This window comes from Aeromicrobium phragmitis (assembly GCF_003674095.1).
GTDB lineage: Bacteria > Actinomycetota > Actinomycetes > Propionibacteriales > Nocardioidaceae > Aeromicrobium > Aeromicrobium phragmitis.
In genome coordinates this window covers 1-18647 of the sequence record NZ_RDBF01000001.1, presented here as the reverse complement: position 1 = coordinate 18647, position 18647 = coordinate 1, and the positions used below count along the sequence as shown (strand labels likewise).

Annotated in this window: 17 protein-coding genes; 13 read left to right on the top strand and 4 right to left on the bottom strand. The window is 62.0% G+C overall.

All coding sequences use genetic code 11. From position 1 onward, the window contains the following. Positions 1–405 precede the first annotated feature (405 nt). From D9V41_RS00070 to D9V41_RS17545, 3 genes are read left to right on the top strand one after another with little or no spacing between them, the layout of a single operon-like run. A complete protein-coding gene (locus tag D9V41_RS00070) occupies positions 406–2271 on the top strand; it encodes a nucleoside-diphosphate sugar epimerase/dehydratase (RefSeq protein WP_208006661.1) in 1866 nt (621 codons plus the stop codon). Further along, positions 2268–3398 carry a DegT/DnrJ/EryC1/StrS family aminotransferase gene (locus tag D9V41_RS00065; protein WP_121792505.1) on the top strand — a complete coding sequence of 377 codons (1131 nt, stop codon included), beginning with the start codon at positions 2268–2270 and terminating at the stop codon, positions 3396–3398. The genes D9V41_RS00070 and D9V41_RS00065 overlap by 4 nt, the downstream gene beginning before the upstream one ends. Before the next feature lie 9 nt (positions 3399–3407). After that, positions 3408–3965, top strand: coding sequence for an acyltransferase (locus tag D9V41_RS17545; protein ID WP_133434062.1), 558 nt, complete (start codon positions 3408–3410; stop codon positions 3963–3965). A gap of 16 nt (positions 3966–3981) precedes the next feature. Here D9V41_RS17545 and D9V41_RS00060 read toward each other — a convergent pair whose 3' ends face one another. From D9V41_RS00060 to D9V41_RS17540, 3 genes are all read right to left on the bottom strand, one after another. After that, positions 3982–4584 carry a sugar transferase gene (locus D9V41_RS00060; RefSeq protein WP_166375833.1) on the bottom strand — a complete coding sequence of 201 codons (603 nt, stop codon included), beginning with the start codon at positions 4582–4584 and terminating at the stop codon, positions 3982–3984. Between the two features lie 16 nt (positions 4585–4600). Continuing rightward, complete coding sequence (locus tag D9V41_RS00055) at positions 4601–5488, bottom strand: GNAT family N-acetyltransferase (RefSeq protein WP_166375832.1); 888 nt, start codon at positions 5486–5488, stop codon at positions 4601–4603. A gap of 139 nt (positions 5489–5627) precedes the next feature. After that, positions 5628–6458 (bottom strand): aspartate aminotransferase family protein, encoded by an 831-nt coding sequence (locus D9V41_RS17540; protein WP_133434060.1) that lies wholly within the window; start codon positions 6456–6458, stop codon positions 5628–5630. Positions 6459–6624: 166 nt separating this feature from the next. Here D9V41_RS17540 and D9V41_RS00050 point away from each other — a divergent pair, with 166 nt between their 5' ends. The 3 genes from D9V41_RS00050 to D9V41_RS00040 all read left to right on the top strand — a co-directional run bounded on the left by D9V41_RS00050 (position 6625) and on the right by D9V41_RS00040 (position 10668). Further along, positions 6625–8244 carry a glycosyltransferase family 4 protein gene (locus D9V41_RS00050; RefSeq protein ID WP_121792502.1) on the top strand — a complete coding sequence of 540 codons (1620 nt, stop codon included), beginning with the start codon at positions 6625–6627 and terminating at the stop codon, positions 8242–8244. A 77-nt stretch (positions 8245–8321) separates the two neighbouring features. Next, a complete protein-coding gene (locus D9V41_RS00045) occupies positions 8322–9368 on the top strand; it encodes a glycosyltransferase (RefSeq protein WP_166375830.1) in 1047 nt (348 codons plus the stop codon). Between the two features lie 4 nt (positions 9369–9372). Continuing rightward, on the top strand, positions 9373–10668 hold the full coding sequence (locus D9V41_RS00040; RefSeq protein ID WP_121792500.1) for a lipopolysaccharide biosynthesis protein: 1296 nt from the start codon (positions 9373–9375) through the stop codon (positions 10666–10668). A 40-nt stretch (positions 10669–10708) separates the two neighbouring features. Here the strand turns inward: D9V41_RS00040 and D9V41_RS17535 are convergent, their stop codons facing one another. Continuing rightward, a complete protein-coding gene (locus D9V41_RS17535; protein ID WP_133434059.1) occupies positions 10709–12136 on the bottom strand; it encodes a hypothetical protein in 1428 nt (475 codons plus the stop codon). Between the two features lie 235 nt (positions 12137–12371). Between D9V41_RS17535 and D9V41_RS00035 the strand changes: the two genes are divergently transcribed. The 7 genes from D9V41_RS00035 to D9V41_RS00005 form a co-directional block, all read left to right on the top strand. Next, a complete protein-coding gene (locus D9V41_RS00035) occupies positions 12372–13688 on the top strand; it encodes a nucleotide sugar dehydrogenase (protein ID WP_121792986.1) in 1317 nt (438 codons plus the stop codon). After that, positions 13681–14283: an acyltransferase gene (locus D9V41_RS00030; protein ID WP_243697093.1), complete on the top strand. Its 603-nt coding sequence runs from the start codon at positions 13681–13683 to the stop codon at positions 14281–14283. Before D9V41_RS00035 ends, D9V41_RS00030 begins: the two co-directional genes overlap by 8 nt. Next, positions 14280–15377 carry a DegT/DnrJ/EryC1/StrS family aminotransferase gene (locus tag D9V41_RS00025; RefSeq protein WP_121792498.1) on the top strand — a complete coding sequence of 366 codons (1098 nt, stop codon included), beginning with the start codon at positions 14280–14282 and terminating at the stop codon, positions 15375–15377. The genes D9V41_RS00030 and D9V41_RS00025 overlap by 4 nt, the downstream gene beginning before the upstream one ends. A 1-nt stretch (position 15378) precedes the next feature. Beyond that, on the top strand, positions 15379–16368 hold the full coding sequence (locus D9V41_RS00020) for a Gfo/Idh/MocA family protein (RefSeq protein ID WP_121792497.1): 990 nt from the start codon (positions 15379–15381) through the stop codon (positions 16366–16368). A gap of 80 nt (positions 16369–16448) precedes the next feature. Further along, positions 16449–17207: a CPBP family glutamic-type intramembrane protease gene (locus D9V41_RS00015; RefSeq protein WP_133434058.1), complete on the top strand. Its 759-nt coding sequence runs from the start codon at positions 16449–16451 to the stop codon at positions 17205–17207. A 187-nt stretch (positions 17208–17394) separates the two neighbouring features. Further along, positions 17395–17958, top strand: coding sequence for an LPXTG cell wall anchor domain-containing protein (locus D9V41_RS00010; protein ID WP_121792495.1), 564 nt, complete (start codon positions 17395–17397; stop codon positions 17956–17958). A 418-nt stretch (positions 17959–18376) separates the two neighbouring features. Next, the coding region (locus D9V41_RS00005; RefSeq protein ID WP_133434057.1) for a hypothetical protein at positions 18377–18647 on the top strand (271 nt) is incomplete at its 3' end.

The window sequence follows — 18647 nt, the reverse complement described above, 5'->3', positions numbered from 1 at the left end:
CGGTGCTCCGGTGTGGGTTGGCCCGCGGACTGTTCCTAGAGAGGCGTTCCCCTGGAATTCGAGTAGCCTGGCCGGTATGGCACTGCGCATTGAGACGTCCATGGGAGGGCGCGACCTCACCACGTCGGAGCCGACCCAGGACCTTCCATTTCTGCAGAGCGCGGTCGAGATCGAAGAGCGGCCGTCAGCCGAGAACGGGCGGTGCGAATACCCCACCGAAATCGGGTAAGAACCTAAGTATTCATATCGGCTACCGGGGGGATCCGAATGAGAACATCAGTGCAGATTGTTTCGTGTGATTTAGGTCACGTTGTGAGTTCAGCATCCGGGCGTTCGCTGCAGGACGCGCTTTCGAGGTGTGAGACTGGCCGATGGGGATCGACCGGGTAGCGGAAGCGGGACAGGATGCGGAACAGCTTGATCGTGCAGGCGCGTCGCCGCCGCACGCTGCTGCTGGTCGTCGTCGACTCGCTCGCGTGGGTCGCCGCCGCCTATCTCGCGGCGGGGCTACGGCGGGAGACGTGGCTGGTCGCCCCCGCCCTCACGATCCGTGAAGCCGATGGTGCCATCCCGCTCTTCGGTTGCCTGGTGATCGGGGCCCTCGCCCTCACGCTGTATCTGGGCCTGGCGGCGCTTCTCAAGACGAATCGCGGCAGACATGCCACCGGCAGCTTCGATGAAGCGGTCATGATCACGATCCTGATGGGCGGCGTCGGTGTCGTCGCGACACTCGTGAACATGGTCGCGTTTCCCGACGCGTTCGTGGCCCGATCGGTACCCCTGATCGCGACGCCGATCGCGGTCTGGCTCGCCGTGTGGCCGCGCCTCATGTGGCGAATGGTGGTGCTTGAGCCCCGGCGTCGTGCGCCCGACGGCGCGAAACGGGTCATCATCGTCGGAGCTGGAGATTCCGGACGGGAACTCGTTCGCTCGATGCTGCGTGACGACCGAACCTGGGCGCCGCAGGCCTTCGTCGAGGACAACCCGTCGCGCAAGCACTTCCGCTACCTCGGCGTGCCCGTGGCGGGCCGGGTTCGGGACCTGCTCGAGGTCGCGCACCGCTACGAGGCGACGACGGCGATCATCGCTCTCCGTTCGCTGGACGCGGCAGGGATGCGCGCGATCTACGACCTCGCTGTCGAGGGCGGGCTCGACGTCAAAGTGCTGCCCAGCATTTCGGAGATGATCGATGGTGGCATCACGGTCCGCGACGTCCGCGACGTGGAGCCCGAGGATCTCCTGGGCCGTCGCCCCATCGACACGGACGTGGACGCGATCGCCAGTTACCTGACCGGCAAACGGGTCCTCGTGACGGGAGCCGGTGGTTCGATCGGTTCGGAGATCGCCCGTCAGGTCAAGGAGTATTCACCCGCGTCCCTCGTCGTGCTCGACCGTGACGAGTCCGCGCTTCACGCCCTGCTGCTGTCCATGTATGGACGGGCGGACCTGGAATCGCCCAGCGTCGTCCTCGCCGACATCCGTGACGGCGCGCGGTTGAAGGACGTCTTCGAGCATCATCGCCCCGAGGTGGTATTCCACGCCGCTGCGCTCAAGCACGTCAACGTTCTGGAACAGCATCCGTTGGAGGCATTCAAGACGAACGTGCTCGGCACCGGGAACGTGCTGGAGGCGGCGTCGGCGGTCGGGGTCGAGCGGTTCGTCAATATCTCGACCGATAAGGCTGCGGCACCACAGAACGTTCTCGGTTATACCAAGCGATTGGCCGAGGGACTGACCGCTGCGCACACGCGCGACTACGGAGGTACCTATCTCAGCGTCCGGTTCGGCAACGTGCTCGGTACCCGCGGCTCGGTACTCACGACCTTTGCCGCCCAGATCGCGGCCGGGGGTCCTGTCACCGTCACACATCCTGAGGTCACGCGGTTTTTCATGACGGTGAACGAAGCGGTGCAACTGGTGATCCAGGCGGCAGCGATCGGGCGGGACGGCGAAGCCCTGGTTCTCGACATGGGCGAGCCGGTTCGCATCATCGAGGTCGCGCGACGCATGATCGAGCATTCTGGGAAGGACCTCGAGATCGAGATCACCGGACTCAAACCTGGCGAGAAGCTGCACGAGATCCTGTTGACCGAGGGCGAGGTCGACTCGCGCCCCCGGCATCCCCTGGTCTCGCACGTCACCGTGGGCACCGTCGAACCTTCGGAGCTCGCCGGCCTGGAATCCCTTCCGGAACGCGAACTCACCTTCGAGCTAGCGCGCGCGTGCGAGAAGATGAGCCCGAATCGTCGCATCGGAGAAAGGTCGTCGTGACCCGCATCTTCCTGTCGAGCCCGGACGTGTCCGAACTCGAAGAGTCGTATGTGCTCTCCGCGATCCGTTCGGGCTGGATTGCGCCCTTGGGACCGGATGTGGACGCCTTCGAGCAGGAGGTCGCCGCGCGAACCGGGGTGGGGCATGCGGTCGCCCTGAGCTCGGGCACCGCGGCGCTGCACCTTGCCTTGGTCTCCTGGGGAGTCGGACCGGGCGACGTGGTGCCGACATCGACGCTGACGTTCGCCGCCACGGCCAACGCCATCGTCTACACGGGCGCCACGCCGTACTTCGTCGACTGCGATCCGGCCACGGGCAACATGTCCCCTGAACTGCTGGACGAGGTGTTGACGCAGCTGCGAGCCGACGGCGCCCGCGTGCCGTGCATCGTGCCGGTCGATCTTCTGGGCAAATGCGCGGACTACACGGCAATCACTGGCGTCGCCGAGTCGCATGGCACCCGGGTGTTGGCCGACGCCGCCGAGTCGTTCGGAGCGACGCACGCCGGGCGTCCCGCGGGTGCATGGGGCGATGCGGCGGTGCTGTCATTCAACGGCAACAAGATCATGACCACGTCCGGCGGTGGGATGTTGCTGACGGAGGACGCCGAGCTCGCGTCCCACGTGCGCTTCCTCGCGACGCAGGCGCGTGAGCCGGAGATCCACTACGAGCACAAGGAGATCGGTTACAACTACCGCATGTCCAACCTGCTTGCGGCACTCGGGCGTGCCCAAGTCGAGCGGCTCGATGCGATGATCGAACGGCGCCGCTCCTGGCGCGAGCGGTACGCGAGCATCTTCTCGGATGTCGCGGGTGTCACGATCTTCGGTCGCGAAGGGGACCAGTACGACAACTGCTGGCTCTCGGCGATTCTGGTCGAGCCCGAGACCGCTGGGTGGACATCGCGCGAGCTCCTTCGGCACCTCGCGGCGCTCGAGATCGAGGCGCGGCCACTCTGGAAGCCGATGCATCTTCAGCCGGTCCACGCGGACAAGCCCGCCCGCCTCGCCGGAGCCGCCGAGGGCCTGTTCGATCAGGGATTGAGCCTGCCCAGCGGTTCTGCGCTGAACGACGACCAGTTCGACCGGGTGGCGGGGGCCATCAACGACTTTCTCGTACGGAAATGAGGATGATTCATGGGATGGTATTCGCGACAAGAGCTTCTCACGTTGGGATTTCGCGGAATCGGCTCAAATGTTAAAGTCAGCACGGGGTCACGGCTCTATCGCCCTGAGCGAATCACGATTGGTGATAACAGCCGGGTCGACGACCAGACGATGATAACGCCCGGACCCTCGGGGTCGGTAACATTGGGGCGAAACGTATATATCGGCCCCGCGTGTATCATCGAATCGCCTGAAGATGCGGTATTCGAAGACTTCTGCACCCTCGCAGGACGGGTCACCGTGTATGGAGCCACGGACGACTACCTGGGCGAAAGCCTGACGAATCCTACGGTCCCATTAGAACTTCGTGGCCTCAGGCACGCGCGGATCAAGATCGGTCGACATGCCATTCTTGGGGCGCATACCGTCGTGCTTCCTGGTGGAGAGCTAGGAGAGGGGACGGCCGTCGGCGCGATGTCGCTAGTGGACAAGCCCCTGCTTGACTTTGGCGTCTATGCGGGGATACCGGTCCGCTGGGTCAAGGAGCGGTCACGAAAGCTACTCGCCCTGGAAGACCAGCTCGACTGATAGCGCTACTACTATCTCACAGGTCATCAACGTCGCTGGCCGCCTGCCCTTCCAAAATATCGTCTCCGCCGAAGGTTCGAACGAACGTCCTCCATGCGATATTCAAATCCATAACCAGACCAACCTTTGCCAAGTACTCGAGATCTAGCTCAATTCGCTTACTCCACGGAGCGTTGTTGCGGTAAGTAACTTGGGCCAGGCCGGTGATACCCGGCAGGGCAGCGACTCTGCGACGCTGGAGGGGAGTGTATCGTCGGTACTGGTCAGGTAATGCGGGCCGCGGTCCTATAAATGCCATCTCGCCGCGCACAATGTTGAGTAGTTGAGGCAGTTCGTCGAGGCTGGTGCGACGCAGGAAGCTTCCGACAGGGGTGACCAGGTTCATCCCCTCTGGCATATAACCGCCGCCGAGGGTTTCGGCGTCCTTCACCATGGTTCGAAACTTGATGATCTCGAACTCAACGCCGTCTCGTCCGACGCGGGTTTGGCGGAAGAGGATTGGCCGGCCGCTACTCGTTAGCACGGCGACTGCGACGCAACCCAGGAGCGGCGATAAAAGAATCAGCGAAATCCCAGCGAGCACGCGGTCTAGAACGTATCGCGAATCGAGATATCTCATGTGGGAAGGCATGCTATCAGAGCGCCCCAAGAAAAGCGGGAAAATACCCAGTTGATTCTAAAGAATCGACTGACACGGCCAGCGCCTCCGCGCGCTGGCGGGTGAGATCTTGATATTGCTTCCTGGCGAGCACAGCTCGACCCGTGAAATACTGGAGCTCGAGGTCAGCGAACGAACGTTTGAACCGCGCGAGGCCGTCACCTTCAGTGACGCCCCCGCCGAGGTGAAATACCTCCAGTTGCTGCTGGTGGCACCAGCGCATTACCGTCCATAGCATGAGCGAGTTCGCGCCCAATCGTGCAGCGCTTCGATCGGATCCGCTGAGATGGTAGTGAGCCCGCTCGCCGTGCTGAATGATGACTGCCGATGCTACGGTTTCGTCCCGGAGCCGGACTTGTGCGAGGTGGACACCACTTTCCTTCATGCTAGCCATTGACGAGAAGTAGTGGTCGTCAAAGAAGTACTTGTTCGAAGCGTTCACTCGGCGCATTGTCTCCTCGTATAGAAGACGGAACGGTGAACCCTCGAGGAGGGGGGACGGCGATTCGACCCGTGTTACATCGGCCGTCATTCCGGACTTCAACGCCTTGCGTACTTCGGTACGCGCCCTGCCTTCGATTTGCCACCACATAGTTTCGGGCTCGCAAATTGTTGTGGCGTAAGTCACGCTCGAACGCACAACGGCCAAGCCGGGCAACCTCCGACAGCGTTCCACCGAATGGGTATCGAGCGGGTGAAATCGTAAAAAGAGCGAAACGACTTGTCTTTCGCGAAGTAGATTCAACGCCTGCTGCCAGTACTCGGACACTTGGCGATCAGAGAGTTGAGGATCGATGAACAACCCTGAATAGCCGTATGGACTGGTCGCAGTGATCGCTCCGTTGTCGTGGAGGCGCTCGATCAAGGGTAGCGACCAAAACCCTTGAGTGGACCCAAACGTATACCATGTCCCCCCGCTAGCCTGAGCGTCCATCGCTCCATACTCTCGCTCGAAGTAGACGTCGGGGCTCCTCCACGTGGGCGCCTTTGTGCAGTGAAGAGTATCAGTCATGAAGTGCGTTGAGCGTTGTCGCGACATAGGTCATGTCGTCCTCATCGTATCGGTGGTCGATGGGTATCGAAATCAACGAGTCCCAGGGGAATGTCTCGGGGAGCCAGGCAGGGCGCTCCCAGTGAACCGGGCAGTAGACGTTGCGCTGAGCGAGCATGCGCTGCAGCGCATGCGGGTGCTTCACGCGCAATACTACGTGGGACGGAACATCCGACTCTATCTCATGGTTGACTATCTCGTAGCCCTTGAGCCGTCGCATTAAGTGACGCGCATTCCTGACGCGTGCGGCTCCGAATGATGAGAAGTTCAGGCGCATAAGTTCCACTTGCGTCCGTGCTGTAGCAAACGCCGGTTCGAGCTCTACGGCGAAACGGCTTTCGGCCCGACGTATTCTCTTTCTAGCCAGAGCGCGGTCACGCTGGTCCCCGGCGAGTGCGAGTAAATCCATCCCTGCCCACATTTCGGTCCCTGGGCTGCTTGTCTTGGGGAGTAGGGACTGCCCCCCGCTGAAACCCCACGCCCACGCCCCGTCTCCGACCGGGAGGGTCTTACGTAGGCTTGCTATCGCCATATCGACTGGTGCTCTTCGGGGTGAGATCACGCTGTGAGTCCAGTCTTCAACGATTCGGCTCCCGCTGCCGTGGAGCTCGTGGAGGAGGTCCAGTGCGGTGATGGAAAGCCGGTTGCCAAAGTACTCGGGTACCAGGACTAGGGCGCTCGCTCCCCTGCTGAGTCCGACGAGTTCGTCCCAGATGGGTTCCAAATTACGATCCAGGCGGTAGTAGCGGAGATCCCAGTCAAACTCAGAGAATGGGTTGAGCATAGACTCGCAAAAGTAGGAAGGAAAGACTAGTCTTCTGGCTCCGCTCGACCACGACTCGCGTGACGCCGCACGCAACGACTGTCCGCCGCTCTGTAGCAACTGATCGGGACGGCGTGACCATCCAACCCCGGTAGTTCCCACCGTTTCCGTGGCGAACGAGGAACCGATGCGACGTTCCACGCGCTACTCCCTCACTCGATGCGGTGGCGTTACTACGCCAGGCGATTCGCTGCCCGTAGTCTCAACGCGATCGGACGGCACGGCACCGTCCTTTTCGTCGGGCCGCGAAGCCACGCGGCGGTTGAGCTCGCGAGCGGGCCCATGCTCGCTCGCCATACTACGACCATCCGGGATCAACGAGCTGGGGGCACGCAGGTTCACCGGACCGGTGCGATGGGGCTCGGACCGCGGCTGGCAGCTGCCCCGGCCACGGTATAGCTTAGTTCTGCTAGTTAGCGGCCGACACTATCTTCTTCGGGCAAGAGCCGCTCCCGCACGAGATCCTCAGGTTGGTACGAACGTGTCGAAAGTGCCTAAGCAGTTATGGGTCGTCAATCATTACGCTGCCGTGCCGTCAAAAGATGGACGGTCGGGGCGCCACCTTGCGTTCGCAAATCACCTTAGAGACCACGGATGGAGCACCACGCTACTTGTCTCCAGTACGACGTATCCAGCAGGTCTCCAGGCGCTCCATGGCCGGCGTCTAAAGCAAGACACCTTCGAAGGGGAAGTGCGGGTACGTTGGCTGCGAGCGAACGCGTACCACGGAAACACACCACTTCGATTTCTTGGAATGCTCATATTCGCCCTCGTGGCGCTCTTGCCGAGGTCGACGAAAGACCTGCCCAAACCGGATGCAGTCATAGGAAGTACAGTGCATCCGCTCGCTGCATGGGCGGGGTGGCGACTCGCGAGACGCTATAACGTACCGTTCGTCTACGAAGTTCGAGACATCTGGCCAGATGTGCTCATAGAGCTGGGAAGACTGCGTGGTAAAGGTCCATTGGCCGTTGCGATTCGTAGACTCTCGAAAAGACTCGCCATTCAAGCTTCGCTCGTAATATCTCCTTTGGCGGGAGTGGGCAAGCACCTTGACGCGATCGGGGCGGGCGCAACGCCGTTTCTTTGGGTGTCGAACGGCATCGATTCACCCGAACGCATTGAAGGTGAGCAGCGTAACCGCGGCGGCCAGCTGGGCACTTTCACATTCATGTACATCGGCTCCTTCAACCAATCAAATCGTCTCGCGGACATGATTAGCGCATTCGAAACACTCGTCGCTCGCGAGCCAGGGCGGAATTGGCGGCTCAGGCTGATAGGAGATGGCCCGCTCCGGGGTTCCCTTGAAGCGTGCGTAGCCAGCTCCGCGTCAAGTGCCTTAATCTCGGTGGAGCCACCGATTCCCAAGGACGAGGTTATCCGCACGGCCCGCGAGGCCGAATGCTTGGTGGCGATGCTTCACGACTATGAGGTGTATAGGTACGGCATAAGTCTGAACAAGCTTTACGATTACCTCTTGGCCGCCCGCCCGGTCGTCTTTGCAAGCAATGCACCTAATGACCCAATCTCGGAGGCAAAAGCGGGGTTGGTGGTGCCACCGGACGACTTGGACGCCTTTACTCGGGCGATGGCAACTATTGGAAACATGACCCGGAAGGCGCGTAATCGCATGGGTGAGAACGGCCGCAGGCATGTAGTCCGCAGCTATAGCTATGAAGCGTTAACGCGAAAGCTCGTCGAAGGGCTTGATGCGCTGGTCGGCGACGACCGCGGGAGGCGAGAATGACGGATCGAACAGTTGATGTCGTGCACGTCAGCAGCGCCCACCCCTGGACGGACAATCGCATCCACTATCGAGAGTGCGTGAGCCTCGTGGATCAGGGCTATCGAGTTGCGCTGATCGCTTGCGACCGCGAATCAAGTGAGCCGGCCACCGGCGTTCAAGTCATCAGAACGCCTTCGCTACCGCGGTGGAAGCGTTTCACCCTCGGGACCTTCCGGGCCGTCAGGCTAGCGCTAAGAACGAAAGCAAGAGTTGTCCACCTCCACGACCCAGAGTTAATATGGGCTATCCCGATACTGCGTTCTATGGGTAGGATAGTAATCTACGACGCTCACGAAGATCTCCCGGTTCAGATTCAGAACAAGCGTTACCTGCATCCGCTGGTGGTTCCCGTTGTTGCGATTCTGGCTCTCGTGCTCTTAAAGGTCGCTTCGATGAGCAACCAGATCGTTGCGGCGACAGAAACGATTGCACGGAGGTTTCCTCAAGGGAAGGTTGTGGTAGTTCGAAACTACCCGCCGTTGCGCGAGGAGGAACGTAGATCCGTGCCTGTGGGGGAGCGTGAGAAGTCGGTTGTCTATTTAGGGCTCGTCTCCACGGACCGCGGGGCGGACGTCATGGTCGGCGCTGCGGCTGACGAAAAGTTCCCCGCGGAATGGAGACTACATATCGCCGGTGAAATGGCGACCCCGCTGCATCGACGGCTCGAAGCACATCCGGGATGGCGCACAACTGAGTACGCCGGCCGACTCGCGCCGCGTGAAGCACGGGATCTACTGCTCCGCGCGAGGGTGGGATTGGTGGTTTTGCAGGACACGCCCGCTTATCGTGAATCGCTACCAACGAAAATGTTTGAGTATTTTGCGGCCGGTGTGCCTGTTGTAGCTTCGGACTTCCCCCTCTGGAGGTCAATCGTGGACCGCTACGAGTGCGGCGTTCTTGTAGATCCGACGTCGCCGGAGGCAGTTGCCGCCGCAATTGCGTCCTATGCGAGCGACCCTGTCCTACTGGAACGCCACTCACGGAATGCTCGCCGAGCTGCTGTGGAAGAATACAACTGGAACGCAGTGGTGCCTGCGCTTCGGCGTGCATACGAGCGGGCCTTTACTCAATCAATGAACGGCTGATCCGTTGTTGAGGCGTCGACTACTCCGAAAGCTCTCAGGGCCTGTCGGGTTGATTCTTGCGGGTAGCGTCATTGGGCAGGGGAGCGTCCTTCTAGTCTCACCTCTTTTGACTCGCCTATACTCCCCGAGTGACTTTGGAGCCTTCGCCGTCGTTACCGCAGCAACGGGCATAGTTGGCGCCGTAATTACACTCAGTTGGGATCGAGCGGTAGTGATTCCTGAGGAGGATGGTGTAGCGCGAACTCTTGTCCGGCTCACGATGTACTCAGCGGCGATCCTGGCTTCAGTGTTGGCCGCTGCTGCCTACGTGTTTCGTGAGGAAGTTGCCCGAACCGTGGGTTCGGACATATTCATCGCGTTCTGGTGGGTCGTGCCTATGACTGCATTCTCTGTCGGGATCTTTGCGGTGCTGTCGTCATGGCTAGTTCGGGAGCGAAGGTACGAGGGCTTGGCGGTACGGAACGGGGTGCAGGGAGTTGCTCAGGCGGTCTCGAGCGTGAGCCTGGGCGCGCTAGGCATGACGCCATTCGGGTTGATTTCAAGCATCCTGGTTGGGCGTGTCGCCGGACTCGTTGGGATGACTCGGTACGTGAAGCGTGCGGTTCTTAGCGGCGGGGAACCCAACAGTCTAGGGGTTACGGCGTGGAGGTACAGAAAGTTCCCGTTGATATCAACGTTCTCACGGCTCCTGAACGCGATGGGACTTCAGATCCCGATCCTGCTGATCATTGGGCTCTACGGCTCGGTCGAAGCTGGACTCTTTGCGTTGACAGTGCGGGTTCTTGCTGCGCCGGTCGGTATCGTTGCGGATGCGGTCAGCCAGTACTTCGAGGGAACGCTAGCGCACAACGTTCGAAGCCGGTCGCCCCGACTAGCCGCCCTGACGCGGAAGGTGACGCTCAACTTGGCCGCGGCCGGTCTGGTGCCCGTCGGCATCGTGCTGGTAGGAGGACCGGACATCTTCGCCTGGGTCTTTGGTGACAATTGGGAAGGCTCCGGCGAAGTCGCCCGTTTGATGGTACTCGGCTATTTCGCGCAGTTCGTGGTCACGCCGATTTCGAGATCACTCTTGGTGCTCGAACGGCAAGGTACATTGTTTGTGTGGGACGCCGTTCGACTTGTCGCTTCGACAACAGCTGTTGCTTTGCCTTATTCGATGGGTGTACCGTTTCTCGAATCTGTTGCGGTGTTGGCGTCAGTTCAGGCTGTGAGCTACCTTATCATATTCATTCTGTGCTACTTCGCTACCAAAGCTAGGGACAGCGAGTACGCGTCGCCTCAGCAACCGTCAATTGGGTGACAGCTTGTCTCAACTCGGACCACCTCCGAACCCCGTGTGCCTATTTGACGCGTCCTGCGCCTCGGCGGTGTACTTTACGCCGAAGAGCAGTTCTTTTATTTAGCTTCGCCATGCCTCTGGTCGGGCTGTTCCCTAGCCAACCCGTGGAGGGGGCGATAAGGCTCACAACGACTGCTGCCAGGAAGCCGTGTGTTAAAGCAGTGGTGAAGACGCTGGCGGAGACGAAGGAGATCGACGGTACGAAGAATATTGCGCAAGACGTCATCACCGGTAGGCCCCGGGTAGCGCCGTTTGCAATGATGAGGAGCACGACGAGCACCAACCCCTCGATGAACATTCCGAGATAACCAAAATTTAGGTAGCCATGCCCGAATAGGTTTACGTTGGCAGCAGTGTTGATGTTGCCTACGAACTCAGCGCCGACGATATTTACTGGACTGGTGGCAGTGTAGGGGTCGTCTACGAATGGAATGACATCCGCGAAGTTTTGACGGGGGCGGTTGCCGAAAACTGCTACGTAAGCTGCAGTCAAGGCTCCTGGGACGATCATCATTCGGCGTGAGAGGAGCGAAGTCCAGAGCAGAGAGCCTGTGATTCGGTCGAGAACCAAAGCTAGTAGAGACGTGGTGGCCACTGCCACCAGAACTGCCACTCCAGGCGGTCGGTTCCGGTAGAGGCGAAAGAGCATTGCGAGGCCGATGATCGCTGGCACCGAGAATAGGACGCTCTTGTGGCCGGTGCTGGCGTAAATCACTAGCTGTCCGAGGCTGCCAGCTGCGAGTGGCAGGAACCTCCGGGCACCAATTCCGCGTGCGATCAACAGCGGATTGATTACGTTTCTTAAGACCGGCACTAAATAGCCGACGACCCTGTCGCCTGAAGCGCGCCCGCCAAAGCTCTCACGCAAATCGTAAACATCGGTCAGTGCCGTCAACTGAAGGCGCAGTCCCGTAGTAAGCACCATATACCCGTATATCAGGAACGCAAAGCCGCCAATAAGTACCCAGAAGTCGATGCCCCAGTCCATCCTCGCCAGGTTCGGGTGCCATTTGGGACCTATCCGAAGGAGGATTACTGCCATTGCCATAGTAGCTCCAATGGCGAGACCCATGGCGGTCGCTTCATCCGGAGGCAGTGTTTGCGAGTACTGAGCCAGTAGAATGCTAGGCGCTACGGCGAGCACGTATACAATCCATAGGATGAAGTCAGAAACCCGTTCGATATGCTGGGGTAGTATCAAAGCAACTAGTGCGGTTATTAAGATCGCGATGAAGTAGTTAAAGGGGTTCGGTTCCCGGTAGGTCAGTCCCGAGTAGGCGAAGAATGGGGCAACCTTCAGCTGATAGGTGTAGTGGAGGATGGCTGCGAAAAGGGATACTGTGATTGCGACGGCTATGCCGCGTGTCGCTGCGCGCCTCGTCTGCTGCTGGCGCTCACTCCGGGACGCATGGAGGCTCCGTTTCGACACCGGTACAGACTACAGCGCGGCGGGACGCCCACTTGGTTCGACAGCAGGGAAAGGGTCAACGGTGCCCCACCGCGGCCCCTTCGAACCTCCGGTCCTCGCGGCTTAGCTTGCTACACGATCGACCGAGCGCTCGGAAGCGGGCCTCTTGAAGAGAGCGTTCTTATCATTTTGCTGATAGCCGCAGCGTCGGCGGACGGCGTGCTGCGCTGGTGTTTCAGCCCCTATAGTGAACGCCGTGAGGATCGCGGTAGTTGCGCTCGGTAAGATCGGCCTCCCCTTAGCCGTCCAGTTCGCTGACGCTGGCCACGAGGTGGTCGGTGTCGACATCAGCGACGAGCTCGTAAGCCTCGTAAACGAAGGCAAGGAACCCTTTCCCGGTGAAGCCCGCCTCCAGGAGAAGCTGAGCGAGCTAGTCCCAGAAGGGCGCCTTCGGGCCACGACTGATTACGCCGAGGCGATCCCGGGAGCAGACGCGGTCGTGATCGTCGTCCCGCTGTTCGTCAACGATGCGACATGGGAGCCGGACTTCGGATGGATGGATTCAGCCACCGCGTCTCTCGCTGAACATCTCACCGCTGGCACGCTGGTGTCCTACGAGACGACTCTGCCTGTCGGTACCACTCGATCTCGCTGGAAGCCACTCATCGAGAAGATCTCGGCGTTGCGCGAGGGAGTCGACTTCCACCTTGTCTTCTCACCAGAGCGTGTGCTGACCGGCCGAGTGTTCGAAGACCTGCGCAAGTACCCGAAACTCATCGGCGGATTGAGTGAAGCTGGCGCGCGCCGCGCCCGTGACTTCTACGAGGCAGTCCTGCAGTTCGACGATCGGCCTGACCTCCCTCGCCCGAACGGGGTCTGGGACCTCGGCTCCGCGGAAGCAGCAGAGCTGGCGAAGCTCGCGGAAACCACCTACCGAGACGTGAACATCGCCCTCGCCAACCAATTCGCGCTGTTTGCCGACACGGTAGGCATCGACATCTACAAGGTCATCGAGGCGAGCAACTCTCAGCCCTACAGCCACATCCACCGACCGGGAATCGCCGTGGGCGGACACTGTATCCCCGTCTACCCCCGGCTATACCTGTCCACCGACGGTGAGGCGGAGGTAGTGCGCGCTGCCCGAAAGCTGAATGCCTCGATGCCAGAGCGGTTCGTGCAGCAGGCCGAGTCGCTTCTGGGCGGCCTCTCCCAGCAGCGCGTGGTAGTTCTGGGGGCCTCGTACCGCGGCGGGGTCAAGGAGACGGCGTTCTCTGGAGTTTTCCCGACAGTCGAGGCTCTTAAGGCCCGCGGAGCCGAAGTCACGGTTCACGATCCGCTCTATAGCGACGCCGAACTCCGCGACCTTGGGTTCACCGGCTACCACTTCGGCGAACCGGTCGACCTCGTCATCATTCAGGCCGACCACTCGGATTACTCGGCGGTCGGCCCGGCAGATCTTCCGGGCGTGAAGCTGGTCATCGACGGTCGCAACATCACTGATGCCGGCCTCTGGTCCGGCGTCCCGCGACTGGTTGTCGGAGCTGGTGGCGCCTCGGAGTTTCCCCGTGCCTGAGGACGTCCGCATCGCCGCGTCCGCGGACGTGGCGGAAGACGCTGCGATCGGTGCCGGCAGCGCCGTCTGGCACCTGGCGCAGGTGCGAGAAGGTGCTGTCCTCGGTCGCAACAGTGTGATCGGTCGCGGCGCCTACATCGGCTCCGGTGTGGTGCTGGGCGACAACTGCAAGGTGCAGAACTATGCGCTCGTGTACGAGCCGGCGCGCCTCGGCGACGGCGTGTTTGTCGGTCCAGCAGTGGTCCTCACCAACGACCACTTTCCCCGCGCAATCAATCCGGACGGCTCCCCCAAGAGCGCATCGGACTGGGAGGCGGTCGGCGTGACCATCGAGAATGGGGCGGCGATCGGCGCTAGGGCCACTCTTGTCGCGCCAGTGACAGTCGGCGCATGGGCGACGGTTGCGGCGGGCGCCGTCGTCGTGAAGGATGTGCTGCCGCACGCGCTGGTAGCGGGAGTACCCGCTCGACGAATCGGCTGGGTAGGTAAGAGCGGGGTTCCGCTCCTCCAAGCAGGGCCGAATCGTTGGACTGATCCAAGCGACGGAACTGACTATGCAGAATCCGACGGAACGCTGAGAGAAGGCCACGCATGACTGATTTCATCCCCCCCGCGAAGCCGATCATCGGCGAGGAGGAGCGCGCGGCCGTCGACCGGGTACTGCGAAGCGGCATGATCGCGCAGGGACCGGAAGTTGCCGCCTTCGAGCAGGAGTTCTCTGCCCACTTCCTCGATGGACGCGCGGTCGTCGCGGTGAACTCGGGTACGTCCGGGCTGCATCTCGGACTGCTGGCGGCAGGCGTCGGCCCAGGAGACGAGGTGATCGTGCCATCGTTCACCTTCGCGGCAACCGGGAACTCGGTAGCGCTGACAGGCGCAACTCCGGTGTTCGCCGACATCGAACCCGATACCTTCAGTCTCGACCCCGCTGCGGTCGAATCCGCAATCACTCCGCGCACCAGGGGCATCCTGGCGGTACATCTGTATGGCCACCCGTTCCGGGTGACCGAACTTCAGGGCATCGCTGCCCGACACGGCATCCCGCTGTTCGAGGATGCCGCCCAAGCTCACGGCGCCTCCTGGGACGGTCAGCAGGTTGGAACCTTCGGCGAATTCGCGATGTTCAGCCTCTACCCCACCAAGAACATGACAAGTGGCGAGGGCGGGATGGTAGCCGCAGCGACCCCCGAACTCGAGCGGCAGCTGCGGCTTCTGCGGAACCAGGGGATGGAGCGTCAGTACGAGAACGAGGTCGTCGGATTCAACGCACGAATGACCGACATCCACGCGTCGATCGGGCGGGTGCAGCTGACGAAGATCGACGGCTGGACCGAAACTCGTCGAGCGAACGCCGCGTACCTTGACCAGCACCTCGAGGGAGTCGTGGTTCCGCCCGTGGCTCCCGATGCCACGCATGTCTACCACCAGTACACGATCCGGGTCCCACACGACCGCGACGGGTTCGTCGCCGCACTACGCGACGAGTACCGGGTCGGCAGCGGCGTCTACTACCCAATCCCCAACCACCGGTTGCCCTCCCTTCGGAGGTTTGCGCCCTCGGACGAGTTGAAGGAAACGGAGCGCGCCGCTCGGGAAGTGGTTTCACTCCCTGTCCACCCGTCTTTGACGCGAGATGATCTGGACCGCATTGTGACCGCCGTCAACAGCGTGGCGAAGGCAGGAGCGTGAGATGACGGATCTGCGCGCGGGGCTTTTGGGCGTCGGCATGATGGGCCGGCATCACGCACGGGTTCTTCGGGAACTCCCAGGAGTGGAGTTGGTCGCCATTGCTGACCAGTTCGGCGACCCTCACAAGGTGGCCGGCTCTTTGCCGGTGCTGCCCGACGTGACGGCCCTGATCAAGGAACGCATCGACATCGCAGTCGTCGCCGTACCCACGGAGTTCCACGAGGCGGCCGCGCTGGAGCTTGCGTCCGCGGGCATCCACACCTTGATAGAGAAGCCCATCGCTCACAGCGTCGAGGCCGGTCAGCGGATGGTTGACGCCTTCGCCGTCGCCGGCTGCGTGGGGGCAGTCGGACATATCGAGCGCTTCAATCCCGCCCTTCAAGAGCTCCGTCGCAGACTGCAGGCGGGGGAGTTGGGTGAGATCTATCAGATCGCGACCCGGCGCCAGGGTCCCTTTCCGGCAAGGATCGCGGATGTCGGCGTCGCCAAGGATCTCGCGTCGCACGACATCGATCTCACCTCGTGGATTGCAGAGAGCGCGTACCGAACGGTCGCTGCGCAAACCGCCTATCGTTCTGGGCGCGATCATGAGGACCTGATCGCCATCACGGGGAGACTCGAGAACGGAGTGATCGTCAACCACTTGGTCAACTGGCTGAGCCCTTTGAAAGAGCGGGTGGTCACCGTCACCGGCGAGGCAGGTGCCTTCGTTGCCGACACCGCAACGGGAGACCTCACCTTCCATGCCAACGGCACGATCCCCTTGGAGTGGCCCTCGGTGTCGGCGTTCAGAGGTGTCTCCGAAGGAAACAGCACGCGTTACGCGTTTGCCAAGCGTGAGCCACTACGCGTCGAGCATGAGTCATTCCGTGACGCCGTGCTAGGCGGGGATAACGACGTGGTGACTGTCGAGCAGGGGCTCGAGACGCTCAAGACCGTGGAAGCGGCGCTATCGGCTGCCCAGGCTGCAGGCCCCGTCGATCTGCGTTGAGGCGCAAGCGGCGTTTCGAACGCTCCTGAAGGAATCGCTCCCGTCCCGGCTGCACCGGTGGTTGCATTACGCTCGGTCGCGTGAGTGATCCCTATGGAGTGGTGACGGGCGAGCCGGTACCACGTGAGCGATCACGTCGCCGCAGACGGATGTGGCTCGAGGGCGGCTCCTCCACGCAGCTGTGGGGCTGGGAGCTGGTGGCGTGGGCTGTGATGGCACTTGGGGTCGGGCTCGTGACCGTTGCCCTCGCGCCCAGCTACGACGCTGTGCTGTGGCTGGTCATGGTCGTACCCGTCGCAGTGGCGTTTCGACGCTCTGTTCCGCGAGGCTTGCTCCGGTTCCGATCGACCGATCTTCTCTTTGGTCTGGTGTTGGGCGCGCTGCTGCGATTGTTCTCCGGCTGGCTCGAACGCAGTGCTGATGGCTCGTTGCATTGGCCGCGTTTCGACACCGCGAGCGCAGCCTGGTGGCTCGACGCCATCGTCGCGCCCGTGCTCGTGGCACCCGTCGTCGAGGAGTTCTTCTTTCACGGGCTGCTGCTCGTCGCGCTGTACACGGTGCTGCGCCGCGCCACGCGCCGCCCGCTCCTCGCAGGAACCTCGGCGGCATCGATCACCACGGCAGCCTTCGTGCTCATGCACCTGGCGACCGGGACGTTGGGCACGACGTGGGCGAGTTCCGTGACAGTACTCCTCGTCGGGCTCAGCGGGGCGGCGCTCGTGCTCACGACCGGACGGGTCTGGGGCGCCGTTCTCATGCATATTGTCTTCAATGTCAGCTACGTGGGGTTCGCGCTCATCGGAACCATGGTGGCGACGGGGACCCCGGGTCTCAGTTAAGAAACCGCGAACAGGACGTGAGTCAGCTTCCATCAGTCGGACGCCACGGTCCATTCGGGTTGCGAGTTGCGACACACCAACCTTACTCTGGGAGTGCGGAAGGGACAGGGCCGACCGCGTGCAACGCCTGGGTGTAATCAGTGCATTCGGGGGACTGACCACTAACAAGCCCGGTTGGAGAAAGACCATGAACAAGCTTCGTAGCAAGCTCGCAGCGGTGTTTGTTGCCGTGAGCGCGCTCGTCCTGGCGCCCACCGCGGCGACCGCTGAGTACACGCCAGCTGGCCCAGCGGCCGGTGCGGTGATCATCGCGCCTGGCGGCACGGCCACCATTCCGTTCACCGGCTTCGCGCCGAACGAGCCCGTGGAGTTCACGCTCACCGGCTTCAATGCATCCGATGCCACGCTGGCTTCGCTCAAGGCCGCCCCGGTCGAGAGCACCTCGATCACCAAGCAGGCGGATGCCAACGGCGCTGTAAGCGTCACCGTCACGCTCCCGGACAATGCCGCGGGCGAGTACACGCTGACTGCGACGGGCCAGCAGTCCGGCGAGACTGCGGTGGTCGCGATCGTCACTGGCACCGCAGCTGGCGGTGGCGGTACGGGTGGCGGCGAAACGTCGACTGCCGGGGCGATCCCGGCTACGGGTAGCGACTCGGCTTCCACCATCGCCCTCGTCGCGGGTGGCGTGCTGCTGGCAGGTGGCCTCGTGGTCGCCGGCGCCGCGCTTCGCCGTCAGCGTCAGCACTGAGCGACACATACGACAGAACGAAGCCCCTGGGTCCGTGAGGACTCAGGGGCTTCGTCGTGCGCGGGCTACTCCGCCGTGCAATGGTGCGTGGTCTCGATACGGCCCTCGTTCCTCGGGCCTACTCGACCACCTATACGGCGATAGGTGGTCGAGTAGCGGCGAGTTCTGCGAGCCGCAATGGAGCCGTGGCAATGAGGGCGTAGCCGCCACGGAGCGAGACCACATCTCACGTGACGTGGTCTCGATACGGTCGGTCGCTGAGCGACCTCCTACTCGACCACTAGGTGGTCGAGTAGCGGCGAGCTCTGCGAGCCGCAATGGAGCCGTGGCAGTGAGGGCGTAGCCGCCACGGAGCGAGACCACGTGGCGTTGTGAACAAGGTCGTGGGAGTGTCGGTGGCCTTCTCTAGGTTGGGAACATGATCGAGAGCAGCTCTGACGCGCGGGTCGGTTTCCTGGCCGAATTGCGGCGCGAGAATGCTCTTGCGGAGTACCGCCGCTGGTCGCAGACGCTCGCGATCCTCGACGCCGACACGGCTCGGATTGAGCGGGAGCTCGAACCGCGGGCGCGGGAGCTTGAGGCCGCGGCGGTGCGGTCGGTGATCGCCCAGGCGAACGGGTGGAGTGAGCATCAGCTGGCCGCCCGCCTGCATGAGGCTGAAACCGCGCGCGATGACCTGCCGGCCGTGT

Excerpts from the sequence above, each read along its gene's own strand:
- D9V41_RS00070 (WP_208006661.1), top strand. The coding sequence starts at position 406 with ATGCGGAACAGCTTGATCGTGCAGGCGCGTCGCCGCCGCACGCTGCTG.
- D9V41_RS00025 (WP_121792498.1), top strand. The coding sequence starts at position 14,280 with ATGACTGATTTCATCCCCCCCGCGAAGCCGATCATCGGCGAGGAGGAG.
- D9V41_RS00050 (WP_121792502.1), top strand. The coding sequence starts at position 6,625 with ATGCGACGTTCCACGCGCTACTCCCTCACTCGATGCGGTGGCGTTACT.
- D9V41_RS00010 (WP_121792495.1), top strand. The coding sequence starts at position 17,395 with ATGAACAAGCTTCGTAGCAAGCTCGCAGCGGTGTTTGTTGCCGTGAGC.
- D9V41_RS00020 (WP_121792497.1), top strand. The coding sequence starts at position 15,379 with ATGACGGATCTGCGCGCGGGGCTTTTGGGCGTCGGCATGATGGGCCGG.
- D9V41_RS00060 (WP_166375833.1), bottom strand. The coding sequence starts at position 4,584 with ATGAGATATCTCGATTCGCGATACGTTCTAGACCGCGTGCTCGCTGGG.
- D9V41_RS17545 (WP_133434062.1), top strand. The coding sequence starts at position 3,408 with ATGGGATGGTATTCGCGACAAGAGCTTCTCACGTTGGGATTTCGCGGA.
- D9V41_RS17540 (WP_133434060.1), bottom strand. The coding sequence starts at position 6,458 with ATGCTCAACCCATTCTCTGAGTTTGACTGGGATCTCCGCTACTACCGC.